Origin of the sequence: Curtobacterium sp. PhB191 (assembly GCF_004346515.1) — a bacterium.
Lineage (GTDB): Bacteria > Actinomycetota > Actinomycetes > Actinomycetales > Microbacteriaceae > Curtobacterium.
In genome coordinates this window covers 71,271-85,663 of sequence record NZ_SMBV01000010.1, presented here as the reverse complement: position 1 = coordinate 85,663, position 14,393 = coordinate 71,271, and the positions used below count along the sequence as shown (strand labels likewise).

At 71.7% G+C, this 14,393-nt stretch carries 8 protein-coding genes; 6 read left to right on the top strand and 2 right to left on the bottom strand.

Going from position 1 to position 14,393, the window contains the following annotated elements; genetic code table 11:
* The first annotated feature begins 49 nt into the window (after positions 1-49).
* On the top strand, positions 50-2,104 hold the full coding sequence (locus EDF48_RS15980) for a hypothetical protein (protein WP_131881235.1): 2,055 nt from the start codon (positions 50-52) through the stop codon (positions 2,102-2,104).
* An 85-nt stretch (positions 2,105-2,189) separates the two neighbouring features.
* Here the strand turns inward: EDF48_RS15980 and EDF48_RS15975 are convergent, their stop codons facing one another.
* Entirely contained in the window at positions 2,190-3,020 is an 831-nt protein-coding gene (locus EDF48_RS15975; RefSeq protein ID WP_131881233.1) for an aldo/keto reductase, read from the bottom strand.
* A gap of 90 nt (positions 3,021-3,110) precedes the next feature.
* Here EDF48_RS15975 and EDF48_RS15970 point away from each other — a divergent pair, with 90 nt between their 5' ends.
* Entirely contained in the window at positions 3,111-7,331 is a 4,221-nt protein-coding gene (locus EDF48_RS15970; protein WP_131881231.1) for a hypothetical protein, read from the top strand.
* Positions 7,332-7,409: 78 nt separating this feature from the next.
* Here the strand turns inward: EDF48_RS15970 and EDF48_RS15965 are convergent, their stop codons facing one another.
* On the bottom strand, positions 7,410-7,829 hold the full coding sequence (locus EDF48_RS15965) for a pilus assembly protein CpaE (RefSeq protein ID WP_131847075.1): 420 nt from the start codon (positions 7,827-7,829) through the stop codon (positions 7,410-7,412).
* Positions 7,830-8,085: 256 nt separating this feature from the next.
* Here EDF48_RS15965 and EDF48_RS15960 point away from each other — a divergent pair, with 256 nt between their 5' ends.
* From EDF48_RS15960 to EDF48_RS15945, 4 genes are all read left to right on the top strand, one after another.
* Positions 8,086-10,797, top strand: a complete 2,712-nt coding sequence (locus EDF48_RS15960) for a glycoside hydrolase family 2 protein (RefSeq protein ID WP_131881228.1) — start codon at positions 8,086-8,088, stop codon at positions 10,795-10,797.
* Positions 10,798-10,909: 112 nt separating this feature from the next.
* Complete coding sequence (locus EDF48_RS15955; RefSeq protein WP_131881226.1) at positions 10,910-12,406, top strand: sugar transferase; 1,497 nt, start codon at positions 10,910-10,912, stop codon at positions 12,404-12,406.
* A 171-nt stretch (positions 12,407-12,577) separates the two neighbouring features.
* Positions 12,578-12,865 (top strand): twin-arginine translocase TatA/TatE family subunit, encoded by a 288-nt coding sequence (gene tatA / locus EDF48_RS15950; protein WP_123293839.1) that lies wholly within the window; start codon positions 12,578-12,580, stop codon positions 12,863-12,865.
* Between the two features lie 115 nt (positions 12,866-12,980).
* Positions 12,981-14,381 (top strand): MFS transporter, encoded by a 1,401-nt coding sequence (locus EDF48_RS15945; protein WP_131881224.1) that lies wholly within the window; start codon positions 12,981-12,983, stop codon positions 14,379-14,381.
* Positions 14,382-14,393 lie beyond the last annotated feature (12 nt).

The following is a 14,393-nucleotide window of genomic DNA, read 5'->3' as shown; positions in this document are numbered from 1 at the left end:
CTCCGCGGCCCGTGCACAGTCGTCTCCTGCACCGTCAGAGAGGACTCCCATGCACACTCGCTCCACCCGTGCTCTTCCACCGCCGGCCCGTCCGCCTCGTGCCCGTCCGTCCCGCGCGGCCGTCACCGTCGCGCTGGTCCCGATGGTCGCCCTGGGCGCGCTCGTCGCCGGCGCGGGCGTCGTCGCAGATGCACCACCGGCCCACGCCGTCGACCCGTTCCCGGTCCACGATCCGTTCGTGGACCTGCCCGTCGGCACCACGATGCCGTCGGGTTGGGCTCGCATCGCCTCGAACGACCAGCAGGCCGCGATCGTCGAGAACGGCTCGGCGGGCAAGTGGCTGCGGATGACCGACAACGCCAAGTACATGGCCTCGGCGGTGTACAACGAGGTGCCGTACGACTCGAGCAACGGACTGACCGTCGAGTTCGACCAGCGGATGTGGAGCCCCACCGACACCGGGTACGCCGACGGCATCGGGTTCTTCCTGCAGGACGCCGCGATGCCGCTCGACTCCATCGGCCCCGTGGGCGGCGGACTCGGCTACTTCGACGGCAAGTCCGCCTGCTCGGCAGGACTGGACGGCGGTGTCGTCGGCGTCGGGTTCGACCGGTTCGGCAACTTCGCGCTGCCGGAGTTCATCCAGAACGCCGTCACCGTCCGCGGGGCCGAGGCTGAGTGCTACCCCGTGCTGGCGACGACGGGCAACCGCGGCGACGGGTTCCTCGAGGACCGCGGCGTCGACGCCGAGACGGCGACCTACCGGCACGTGAAGGTCGACGTCGTGCCCCGGGACGCCGGTGGCATCACGGCCATCGTCACGATGTCGGACGCCACCCCCGTCGGCTCGGAGCCGGCGGAGCTGCACCACCTGATCTCGACCGACCTGCCGGCGACGGCGTTGCCTGGCCAGATGCGCTTCGGGTTCAGCGCGTCGACCGGCGGGCGGGCCGAGTTCCACGAGATCCGCAACGTGCGGGCCACACAGCCGACCGACGTCGTGACCACGGCGTCAGTGGACACCGAGGGGCCGGTGACCTCAGGCGACGACGTGTCGTTCCGCGTCCGATCGGTCAACGACGGGCCGGCCACGATCGGTGGGCCCACCGACGCAGTGGCGCGGACGACGGCACTGATCGATGCGCTCCCGCTCGAGGACGTCACCTGGTCGTGCGAGGCCACGGGCGGCGCGTCGTGCGGTGCCGATCAGGGCGCAGGAGTCGTGGCGACCGACTGGACGGCGCCGCCCGGAGGGCAGATCGAGTTGCTGGCCCGCGGGACCGTGCCGGCGACCACGAGGAGCGGGACGTACTCGGCGCCGGTGGAGAGTGTCACCGACTTCACCACCGGCCGGTTCGACGAAGGGCGGGCCGCGCTCGCGCGGGACGGCTCGGTGAGCGACGTCGACCTGACGAACAACACGGACACGATCGCGTTCGACGTCGTGCTGCCGGACGCCGTCGCCTCGGATGACGCTGCGACCGGACAGCAGGGTGAACCAGTGGTCGTGGACGTCGTGGGGAACGACGCGCTCGACGGCAGCGGTGTCGACCTCGGCTCGCTGCGGCTCACCGACGAGGGACTCGACGGTGCGGAGCTGTCCGACGACGGCAAACAGCTGCGCGTTCCGGGCGAGGGCACGTACGTCGTGGACGACGCCGGGCGGGTGACGTTCACGCCCGAGGACGGCTTCAGCGGGGTCGCGTCGCCGGTGCGGTACGAGATCACGTCGAACGCCGGGCAGGTCGCGTCCGCCGAGCTCCGGGTGGAGATCGAGGCCGGTGCGGTCGACCCGACGCCGGGGCCCACGCCGGAGCCGACGGCGGAACCCACGCCGGATCCGACCACGGCGCCGACCGCGGGGCCGACGGCCGATACGACCGCGGTACCGGGTGCCGGTTCCGCCGCTGGGCCCGGGGACGGTCCCCAGAACGCGTCGACCGTCGGCGGACCGTCGTCCGGCGGACCGGACCGGCTCGCGTGGACGGGCTCCGACGGGGTGCTCGTCGCAGCGGTCCTCGGCCTGGGGCTCGCGGCCGCCGGTGGCGTGCTCCTGACGCTTCGACGTCGCCGACTCGAGGTGGGCCCGGACGCCGACGCCTGATCCACACCGGTACGACTCCGGACGCGACGGAGACGACGAAGCCGCCCGGGTCTCCCCGGGCGGCTTCGTCGTGTGTTCCGAGCGATCAGGCCGGGACGTAGTCGAACGTGTCCGGGTCCGGACCCGTTCGGTGGCCCTTGTCGAGAGTCGTGATGTCCGTCATGTCCTCGTCGGAGAGCTCGAAGTCGAAGATCGCGAAGTTCTCCTCGACGCGGGCACGCGTGACCGACTTCGGGAACACGATGTCGCCGCGTTGGATGTGCCAGCGGAGCACGACCTGCGCCGGGCTCTTGCCCGTGGCGCCGGCGATGCGGGTGATGGTCTCGTCGTCGAGCACGAGGCCCTGGGCGATCGGGGACCAGGCCTCGGTCGCGATGCCGAGCTCGTTGTTCACGGCGCGGAGCTCGTCCTGGGTCAGGTACGGGTGCACCTCGATCTGGTTCACGGCCGGCGGGACGTCCGTCTCGGCACGCAGGCGTCGCAGGTGGTGGGCCTGGAAGTTGCTGACGCCGATCGAGCGGGAGGTGCCAGCGGCGTAGAGCTCCTCGAGCGCGTTCCACGTCGGCACGAAGTCCGAGACGGTGGGCAGCGGCCAGTGGATGAGGAACAGGTCGGTGTAGCCGCCGAGCAGGTCAGCTGACTTCTTGCCGTTCTCGGCAGCTGCCGAAGGGTCGTGGAAGCCGTTGTTGAGCTTCGAGGTGACGAAGATCTCGTCACGCGGGATGCCGGACGACGCGATGGCCTCGCCGACCTCCTTCTCGTTGCCGTACATCTCGGCGGTGTCGATGTGGCGGTAGCCGACCTCGAGCGCTGTGAGCGTCGCTTCCTTGGTCGACGCGGGGTCGATCTGGAAGACGCCGAAGCCGAGCTGCGGGATGGTCTTGCCGTCGTTCAGGGTGATGTTCGGAACGGTCATGAGTCCAGACAACACCCGACCAGCTCCCAGGCATTCCGCTCGCTCCCAGGACCGTTCAAGTCAAATGCAGAATATTGGTATTCTGGCGTGATGAACCGACACGCTTCACGACGCCCTCGTGCGCGCACCGCGCCGCGCGTCGCCGCCGTGGCGACCGCGGCCGGCCTGGTCGCCGCGCTCGCCACCCCGCTCGCCGCCACGGCAGTCCCGGCCCCCGCGGCCGACGCCGGATCCGCACGGACCGACTCTGCCGCCGACTCCACGATCCTGTTCGTCGAGGACTTCGAGAACGGCGTCACGACGACGCCGGTGCTGTTGAACGCGTACAAGGGCGCGAACGGTGAGACCTACACGGCCGACCCGGCGTGGATCAACGCCGCTGAGTGCAACGGCATCGTCACGAGCGCCAGCAGCTCCGACATGGCATCCTGCGACGCCAACCCCCAGCTCAAGCAGCTCGGGTCGGTCCTCGGGCAGATCACCGGCGAGGACCCGGAGACCAACCACGTCGTGAGTGCTTGGACCGCGTCGCGCAACCTGCCGCGGAACGCCGTTCAGATCGAGTCGCGCGATGACTTCTCGCTCGGGCAGACCGGACGCTTCGTGTCGTTCGGTGTCAGCGCCGCCGCCGGAAGCTGTGTCGGGTTCGACCACCCGCTGCTCGACTTCCTGCTGGTGGACGGATCTGCCGAGCACCCGGTGTCCGAGCGTCCCCTCGACCCTTGCAACGACCCTCGCTCGAGCACCTTCACCGCGGGCGGCAACACGTACAAGGGCGGCGAGTTCGTCTCGAACGGCGGCGTCCTCTTCTCCGGCGACACCCTGCGATGGCGTCTCCGCAACGCCCAGTCGTCCTACAGCGGCAACGACGGCGCGATCGACCGAGTGACGATCGTCGACTCGACCCCGACCCTGGCGAACGAGTTCTCCGGCGCCCCGATCGTCGGGGACACCGCGCGCATGACGGCGCGCGTCGTGAACACGAGCGAGCACGGTTCGAAGCCCGGTTGGTCCTTCGCCGAGGCGCTGCCCGAAGGCCTCAGCGTCGCGTCCGACCCGAAGGTCGCGACCACCTGCGCCGCGGCGGACCTCGACGTCGAGGCAGATGCCACGACGATCGGTGCGTCGGGCGACCTGGACATCGACGCACCGGACTGCACGGTGACGTTCGACGTCAGCGCCTCGGCTCCCGGCACGTACACGATCGGTGCAGACGCCGTGACCGAGCGCACCGGCGTCGACCTGCCGACCGGCTCGGCGAGCATCACCTTCGCCCCCGAGGTGAACGAGCTGCGCGTCACCGACCAGGCCGTCTTGTCCGGCGGCAACGGTGACGCCGTCGCCGACCTCGGCGAGACCGTCTCGTTCCGCACGACCGTCGACAACACCGGCAACGTCCTGGTGCGGGACGTCACGCTGACCAGCCCGAACGGCGACGCGGACTGCGACGTGCGGCAGCTCGCCCCCGGAGCATCCGCCGCGTGCGCGACCGCTCCCCGCCCGGTCACGCAGGACGACCTGGACCACGGCTCGATCGACGACACCGCCACGGTCTCTGCACGATCGCGCGCCGGCCAGGCCGTGACGGCCAGCGCAACCGCCACCGTCCCCACCTCGAGCACCACCTCGCGCGCCTTGCTCGCCATCACGCCCGTCGTGCGGGGCGGTGCCCCCGCGGTCGGTGACGACATCGGGCTCACGGTGACGGTGACCAACGAGGGCAACGTCTCGATCCGCGACCTCGCGGTGACCGTGGCCGACGAGCCCGGCATGACCGTCGCGTGCCCGCCGACCCGCCTCGCGCCCGGCGCGTCCATCGAGTGCGCCGTCGAGGGCTCGCACCCCGTCTCGCAGCACGACGTCGACCGCGGCACCGTCACGTTCGTCGCCACGATGACCGCAGTCGACGCCGCCGGTCAGCCGGTCCGTGGTGACGCCCGGACCGCACAGACCACGGTCGCCCAGGCCCCCGCGCTCGCCACGACCGTCACCCCGGCGCTCGACACCGCCGGCAAGACCCCCGCTCCCGGTGACGAGGTCACGCTGAGCGTCGCCGTACGCAACACCGGGAACGTCACGCTCCGCGACGTCGCCGCCGAGGTCGAGGACCGCGACGGCATGCCCGTCTCCTGCCCGACCTCCCCGCTCGCACCCGGCGCGAGCGTCGACTGCACCGTTCCGGACCACACCCTGAGCCAGCGGGAGATCGACGCCGGCACGGTCGGGTTCGCCCTGACCTCGACCGCCACCGCACCCGACGACCGTCGCGTGACTGCTTCGGACTCTGCGTCGGTGACCGTCGACCGCCAGCACGGCATCGTCGCGACCGCGACCGCCGGCCTGGCCGACGAGTCCCGCGCGCCGAAGGCCGGTGACCACGTCGAGCTGTCCGTCTCGGCGCGCAACTCCGGCAACACCACCCTGCGGGGCCTCGCTGCCGAGGTGGACGGCCGCGACCTGGACGTGGAGTGCGCCGAGGGTGCGCTCGCCCCCGGCGCCGCGGCGACCTGCTCCGTCGGCGACCACGTCCTGACGCAGGACGAGATCGACGCCGGCACCGTCGACTTCGCGCTCACGGTCAACGCGAACGGCCCCGGCGGTTCGCGTACCCAGGCATCGGACACCGTGGCGGTCGAGCTCGTCAGCGCGCCGGCCATCGCCGTGTCGGCGACGAGCGTCCTCGATGCGAACGAGCACGAGGTCCCCCTGGCCGGCGACACCGCGACGGTCACGATGACGATCCGGAACACCGGCAACGTCACGGTCACGGGCATCCGCGGCAAGGTCGAAGACCGTGCGGGCCTCGAGGTCGACTGCCCGGACGACGATCTCGCCCCGGGCGCCGCGGTGACGTGCGAGGTGTCCGAGTACACCCTCACCCAGAGCGACGTCGACAGCGGTGCCGTCCGGTTCGTGCTGTCGAGCGCAGCGACCGGTGCCGACCGTCAGCGCGTCGAGGCCCGTGCCGACACGACACTCTCGATCGTGCGAGCGCCGTCGATCACGACGACGGCCACGGCTGCGCTCGACGACACCGACCACGGAGCCCCGACCGCGGGCGACACGGCATCGGTCCGCATGTCGATCACGAACACGGGCAACGTCACGGTGCACGACCTGAGCGGCATCGTCGACGAGCGGGCCGGCACGACGGTCGCCTGCCCCGCCGAGCGGGTCGCTCCCGGTGCTTCGGCGGACTGCGCAGCGGCGGAGTACGCGCTCACCCAGGGCGACGTCGACGCGGGCAAGGTGCAGTTCGCCCTCACCGCAGCGGCCGTCGGCCCGGACGACCAGACCGTGACTGCCGGCGCGAAGGCCGGCACTGCGATCGAGCGCGCCCCGGGCGTGCAGGTCCAGGTCACCGCGCACCTGGCGGAGTCCGAGCACGAGGCGCCGCGCGCCGGTGACCACGTGAGCGTGGGCATCCGCGCCACCAACGCGGGGAACGTCACGCTGACGGGGACCCGCGCCGAGGTCGTCGAACTCGCCGGTCTACCGGTCGAGTGCGTCGGCGAGGGTGTCGCACCGGGTGCGTCGATCGGCTGCACGACCCCGCAGTACGTGCTCACCCAGGCGGACGTCGACCACGGCACAGTGACGGTCGCAGCGGTGCTCGACGCGACCGGTCCCGCCGGAGACTCCGTCACCTCGCGCGACGAGGTCCAGGTCGGCCTGACGGCGAAGAGCGCCCTCGACCTGTCCGCCGAGCCGGTGCTGCACGGAACCGACGGCAGCACGAAGGTCGTCGCCGATGACCACGTGCTGCGCCCGGGCGACCGCGTGTCTGTCCGCTACGAGGTGCTCAACACCGGCAACCTCGCGGTGCACGACCTGCAGCAGGCCGAGGGCATGCCCGCGGTGACCTGCGAGGAGTCCACGGTCGAGCCGGGGCAGCGTGCCACGTGCGAGAGCGACGCGCACGTCGTGACCGAGGAAGAAGCAGCGACCGGCGAGGCCGCGATCACCGGTCAGGTGGCCGGCCAGGTCACGCGCGCCGACGGTGCCACGACCGAGGAGCCGGGTGCTGCGAGCACGGGGCAGACCGCGACGCCAGCGACGTTCGGCGTGACCACCGCCGCGGCGTCGACGAAGCCGGTCTGGGTGTTCTCGCTCGAGGTGCACACGAAGCTGCACGCCGAGCCGCAGCCCGTGCCCGCCGCCGAGAAGCCCTCCGCCGAGCCGGTGGAACTCGCGTTCACCGGATCGACCGTCCTCGCGATGGGCGTCCCCGCGACGATCGTGCTCCTGCTCGCCGGAGCGGTCCTGCTGCTCTGGCGCCGCCAGCGCCGCCCGGACGACCGCCAGGTCTGACGCGCAGCGGCGCCGGCACGACACAGCGCAGCCAACACGGACCGCCCCCTGTCCCAGCCCAGGGACAGGGGCGGTCCGTCACTCCAGCGCAGCGGCGATGTACGCCTGCAGCGCCTGGCCGTAGGCGATCGCGGGGACCTCGGACGCGAAGCTGCGGTCAGCGCCGCCGATCGTCGCGGTGACCGTGTAGACGATCCGGCCGTTCACCGACACCCGGGTCAACCCGATGAACGACGGACCGAGGAGCTCGCGCAACTGGTCCTCACGCGGCAGCCAGAGCGACTCCGACGCGGTCACGGAGTCGAGCGCCCACTCGGTCGTCCCGTTGAAGCCGAGGATCGTGCCGGTGGGGGAGTCGTGTCGTTCGACGGTCATCTCGGACACGGTGTAGACGTCCTCGTCCACCTCGGGCTTGTCGATGACGAAGCGGTCGCCCGTCTCGGGGTGCCAGCGCAGGCCGGCGTCGCGGAGGGTCCTGGCGAGTGCAACGGTGATCACCTCCCCACCCTGCACGCGCGAGACCGCGCTGTCACCACGAAGTCGCGCTGTCACCACGTAGGTTGCCGAAAGCATCCCGTACTAGCATCGCCGAGCACCCCCACGCGCGAGCGCCACCCGATCGCGCGCGCGACGTGACGACGCCCGGGCAACCGGTGCCGCGCCTCCAGGCCGACCAACCGGCCACGGGGCGGGCCACCGGCCGGCGTCCCGACCGAGGCGACGGACACCCCGTCCGCCGAAGAGAAGGACCTGCATGACCCTCGAACGCGAGGAACTCCGCGACGGCTGGACCGTGACCATGGCCGGAGGAACCGGCGCGCCGGACGGCGTCGCGGGACGCAGCATCCCGGCGACGGTGCCGGGGCAGGTGCACACCGACCTGGAGCGGGAGGGCCTGCTGCCGGACCCGACCTTCCACCTGAACGAGCAGGCGGCGAAGTGGGTCGGCCGGGCCGACTGGGCCTACCGGACCGCGGTCGACGTCGACCCGCGCGGCCACGAGCGTGTCGACCTGGTCTGCGACGGCCTGGACACGGTGTCCGAACTGAGCCTGGACGGCGTCGTCGTGGGCACGACCCGGAACATGCACCGCCGCTACCGCTTCGACGCGCGCGTGCAGACCGGGTCCGGCGCGACGACGAAGGACCTCGAGATCCTGTTCGAGTCGCCGTACCGCGAGGCCGGCCGGGTCGCCGCGAAGGCCGGCAGCATGCCGGGCCCGTACGACGAGCCGTTCCCGTACATCCGCAAGAACGCCTCGAACTTCGGCTGGGACTGGGGGCTCACCGCCGTCACGAGCGGTCCCTGGCGACCGGTCGCGATCGAGCGGTGGTCGACCGCGCGGCTGCGCGAGGTCCGCCCGCTCGTCGACGTCGAGGCCGGCGAGGGCGTGCTCGACGCCCACATCACCGTCGAGCGCTCCGGCCTCAACGACCTGGACCAGGACGGCGAGGACGACGACCTGGTGCTCGTCGTGACCGTGAGCGGCCTGAAGGAGGACGGCACGCCGACGCGGCAGCGGTCGCGGGCGCAGCTGACACCGAAGGACGACGAGACCGTCGTCACCGTGCGCGTGCCCGAGGCGCTGCGCTGGTGGCCCCGCGGCTACGGCGCGCAGGCGCAGTACGACGTGGTCGTCGAGCTGCAGACGGTGGACGGCGAGGTGCTCGACCGCGACACGTTCCGCACCGGCTTCCGGTCGACGCGGATCGACACGCAGGTGGACGACATGGGTCGTCCCTTCGGCATCCACGTCAACGGGACGCTGATCGACGTGCGCGGGGTGAACTGGATCCCCGACGACGTGATCATCTCGCGCGTCGACCGCGCGCGCCTGCAGTCCCGTCTGACCGCGGCGGCCTCGCTCGGCACGAACCTCGTGCGCGTGTGGGGCGGCGGTGTGTACGAGTCGCGCGACTTCTACGAGGTCTGCGACGAGCTCGGCCTGCTCGTCTGGCAGGACTTCCCGTTCGCGTGCTCGGCGTACCCGGAGGTCGAACCGATCCGCAGCGAGGTCATCGCCGAGGCCCGCGACAACGTCGCCCGCCTCGCGCGGCACCCCTCGCTGGTGCTGTGGAACGGCAACAACGAGAACATCTGGCTGCACGACGTGGACGGCTGGGCGGACTCGCTCGGTGACCGCGGCTGGGGCCTCGACTACTACCTCGACCTGCTGCCGACGATCGTCGACGCGGTCGACCCGTCGCGCTTCTACACCGTGGCCTCGCCGTGGTCGGGCGCCGAGTCGCTGCCCGCGAACGACGTCGACCACGAGACGCACCACTCGTGGGACGCCTGGAACCGCCTGCCCGACACCGCCTACCGCGGATCCGTGCCGCGGTTCGTGTCCGAGTTCGGCTGGCAGGCGCCGCCCGCCTGGCGGACGCTGCGGGACGGGGTCGCGGACGAGGTGCTGTCGCAGGACGCACCCGGGGTCGTGCACCACCAGAAGGCTGCCGACGGGATGGGCAAGCTGGCCCGCGGCATCGAGCCCCGGTTCGGCACGGAGCCCTTCTCGTTCGATGCGTGGCACTACCTGACGCAGCTGCAGCAGGCTCGGGCCATCGCGACGGGCGTCGAGCACTGGCGCACCCACTGGCCGCGCAACACGGGCGTGGTGATGTGGCAGCTCAACGACCTGTGGCCGGTGTCGTCGTGGTCGGCGATCGACTCGGCGGGGCGGCTGAAGCCGCTCGCGCACGAGCTGCGTCGGTTGTACGACGACGTCCTGCTGACGATCCGTCCCGTGTCGCGGGTGGCGGTCGCGCCGTCCGCCGTCTCCGGGCCGGCTGCTTCGCCGGCGTCGTCGCCCGTCTCACCGGTCGCGTCTGGTGCGGATCGGACGGGAGGCCCAGATCACCCCGGCCACTCGGCCTCCGCAGGCGAGACGGCTGATCTGGGCGACGTGGCGGACACCCTGTCCCTCGGCGTCTCGCCCGGTGCGTTCGGGTCCTCGCCCGTCGAGGTCGCCGTCCGGTCCACGCGCGGCGGCCACGACAGCGTGGTGCGCGTGCGACGGGTCACCACGGCCGGCACGATCCTGGCCGAGGCGTCGTTGCCAGTGCGGTTGTCGTCCGCCGGGGTCGCCGTCGTCGCCCTGCCCGAGTCCGTCGGCGTGGTCGACGACCCCGCGCGGGAGCTCATCGTGGCGGACATGGACTGGCGTCGGGCGGTCTGGACACCGGGCCCCGACGTCGACGTGCGGTGGGAACCCGCGCGGTACCGCACCTCGTTCTCGCCCGTCGACGGCGGGCTCGACCTGACCGTCGAGGCCGAGACGCTCGTCCGCGACCTGCTCGTGCAGCCCGACCGGGTGACCGCGGCCGGTGCGGTGGACCGTGGGTTCATGACCCTGCTGCCCGGGGAGCGGGTGACCTTCCGGCTCACCGGCGTGACCGAGGCCGACATCCCCGCGCTCGGTGCCGAACCCGTCCTGTGGAGCCTGGATCGCGCACTCGAACATTGATATACAGAATGACACAGTGATATATTTGGTGGCGCGCCGCTCGCTGTCGTGACCCGACGACTCCGGCGTCCGGTCGACCTCCCGTCGGCCCGGTCGACAGGAGGACCCCACCATGTCGCTCGCGATGCGCCCACCCACCGCTGCCATCACCGTTCCCCCCGCCGCCGCACCGACCACCGCGCCGCCGTCGGCACCCGCGGGTGGTCGCCGAGGCTTCGCCCCCGCCGTTGCCCTGCTGGACGTCGGACTGCTGGTCCTGGCGTTCGCGGTCGCCCACGTCGTGCGCTTCCCCTGGGAGCTGTCGGCCGTGCGACCCCAGGCCGGCTGGATCGAGTTCGCGACGGCTCCGGTGATCATCCTGGTCTGGATGGCCCTGCTGTCGATGTTCCGCACCCGCGACCCACGCATCGCCGGCATCGGCAGTGACGAGTACCGCCGGCTCGTCACCGCGAGTCTGGTCGCCGTCGCCGTGGTGGCGGTCGTGGCGTACGCCGCGCAGCTCGACCTGGCCCGGGGGTACGTGGCCATCGCCTTCCCGCTCGGGCTCCTCTTCCTCGCCGTCGGGCGGAAGGCCGTCCGCACCGTCCTGGCGCGCAGTCGTGCTCGCGGGCAACGGTTGCAGGACGTCCTGATCGTCGGTGACACCGAGGACGTCCGCTACGTCGGGCGACGGATCGCCGCGACGCCCAGCGCCGGGTACCGGGTCCGCGCGGTCGTGACCGACTGCGAGCCGGTGGGCGCGACGATCGACCTCGGTTCGGCGTCCGTCCCGGTGGTCAGCGGGATCGACGACGTCCTCGCGCTGGCTCGTTTCGAGGGAGTCTCGGCGGTCGTCGTCGCCGGCGCCGTACGCGGCGGGCACGAGCGACTGCGCCGCCTCGGGTGGCAACTCGAGGAGCACGGCGTCGAGCTCGTCGTGTCGTCGCCCCTCGCGGACATCGCCGCGGGTCGCGTGCACGAGCGTCCCGTCGACGGCCTGCCCTTGATGCACGTGGAGACCCCCGACTACCGCCGTCGCACGGGCAAGCGTCTGCTCGACGTCGTCGGAGCCGGCTTCGGTCTCCTGCTGCTGGCGCCCGTGCTCGCGGTGATCGCGCTCGTCATCCGGCTCGACGACCGCGGTCCGGTGTTCTTCCGCCAGACCCGTGTGGGCCGTGGGGGCGCGGAGTTCTCGATCCTGAAGTTCCGCACGATGTGCGTGGACGCCGAAGCGCGGATGGCCGCACTGCAGGCAGCGAACGAGGGTGCGGGCCCGCTCTTCAAGATGAAGGACGACCCCCGCGTCACCCGGGTCGGGGCGTTCCTGCGGAAGACGTCGCTCGACGAGCTGCCGCAGTTGTGGAACGTGCTCACCGGTTCGATGAGCCTGGTCGGACCCCGCCCGGCGCTCCCGCGCGAGGTCGCCCTGTACCAGGACTTCGCCGACCGCCGACTCCTGGTCACGCCGGGGATCACCGGCCTGTGGCAGGTCAGTGGCCGGTCGGATCTCGACTGGGCCGAGGGTGTGCGGCTCGACCTGCACTACGTCGAGAACTGGTCGTTCCTGCACGACCTGGTGATCCTCGCCCGGACGGTGCCGTCGGTGCTCCGGTCGCGCGGCGCTTACTGAGGGTGCTGCGGCGGATCGGCCCGGCGCCTTCCCTGTGCGAACGGTGTCCGTTCCGGTCCTCGGCCTGGGCATCGGGGAGCGGGAGAGTTACGATGGGGAGAACACGGACTTCCGCCGCGTGGGTCGAAGAAGACCTGCGAACGGCGACCAGTTCCAGATCAAGGAGTCATGATGCTCGGAAACCTCGGCGGCGTACACCTGCTGATCATCCTCGGGATCGTCATCCTGCTGTTCGGCGCGACGAAGCTCCCGGCGCTCGCCAAGGGCCTCGGGCAGTCGATCAACATCTTCAAGAAGGAGATGACCGACGACGAGAAGAAGGCTCAGGCAGGCGACACCACGGTGCAGAACACCGCGGCCCCGACCAGCACCGTGCCGAACGCTCCCGCCGAGCCCGCCGCCGGTCCGATCCTGAACCCCGGCCCGAGCGCGCAGCCGAACACCGACTCCCGGCGCTAGAACACCAGCTCAGGACACCCAGCCCCGTCCTGTCGGCAGCCCCCGCGACCACATCGGTCGCGGGGGCTTCGTCGTGCGGGGCGCGCAGCGGTCCGAGGGGGCGCAGGATGAGCACATGACCACTGCCGCACCCCGCGCGACCGCGCCGCTCCGGGACGACCGGCGCACCGTGCTCGTGGTGGCGATCCTGTCGTCGTTCGTCGTCGGGCTCGACTCGAGCGTCGTCAACGTGGCGCTCCCCGCGATCCGACAGGAGCTCGGCGGCGGACTCGTCGTGCAGCAGTGGACCGTGGACGCGTACCTGGTGACGCTCGGCTCGCTCATCCTCGTCGCCGGATCACTGTCGGACGTGTTCGGCCGGGTGCGCATCATCACGTGGGGGCTCGTCGTGTTCGGGATCGCCTCGGTTGCGTGTGCGATCGCCCCGACGGGGGAGTTCCTGATCGTCTCGCGGGCGTTCCAGGGTGTCGGCGGCGCCCTGGTGACCCCGAGCGCGCTCGCCCTCATCGTGGCGGCGTTCCGCGGGGCCGCGCAGTCGAAGGCGATCGGCACGTGGACCGCCTGGTCGAGCGCGTCGACGATCCTCGGACCCGTGTTCGGCGGGATGGTGGTCGACAGCATCGGCTGGCGGTGGATCTTCGTGCTGACCGCCGTCCCGATCGCCGTGACGATCCCGCTCGTGCTGCGGATCACCGGTGACGTACACCCCGCGATCCGACCGCGCATCGACGTGGTCGGCGCCGTGCTGGCGGTCGTCGGGGTCGGTGGGGCGGTGCTCGGGCTCATCGAGCAGGAGCGGCTCGGGTGGGGCGCGCCCGTGGTGGTCACCGCGCTCGTGCTCGGTGCCCTGGCACTCGGGGCCTTCGTGCCGTGGGAACTCCACGTGATCCGGACGACCGGTTCGCCGCTGGTGCCGCTCGCGCTGTTCCGGGCCCGCAACTTCGCGGTGGGCAACCTCGCCACCCTGTCGATCTACGGCGCCCTGAGCATGGTCTTCTTCGTGGTCACCCTGTTCCTGCAGGAGGTCTGGGGGTTCCCGGCCTGGCTCGCCGGCCTGGCGACGCTGCCCCCGACGGTGGTCCTGCTGCTGGTGTCCTCGGCCGTGGGCGGGCTGGCGGGACGGTTCGGGCCGCGCTGGTTCATGGCCGCGGGCCCGGCGGTGGCAGCGGTCGGTGCGCTCCTGATGCTGCTGGTCGGTGCGCAGCCGGACGGGTACTGGATCGCGGTGTTCCCCGGGCTCGTGCTCATCGGGTTCGGGATCGCGCTCATGGTGACACCGCTGACCAGCGCCGTGCTCGGGTCGGTGCCGCAGTCCGAGGCCGGCGTCGGGTCGGCGGTGAACAACGCGATCGCGCGGATCGCCGGCCTGGTGATGGTGGCGCTCGCGGGCGTGGTCCTCGGCGGCGAGATGAGCGTCGCCGGCCTGCACCGGGCGGTCGTCGTGATGGCCGTCCTCCTGCTGGCCGGCGCGGTCGTCAGCGCCGTCGGGATCCGGAATCTCCCGGCGCCGACGTAAGTTGAGTGCAGT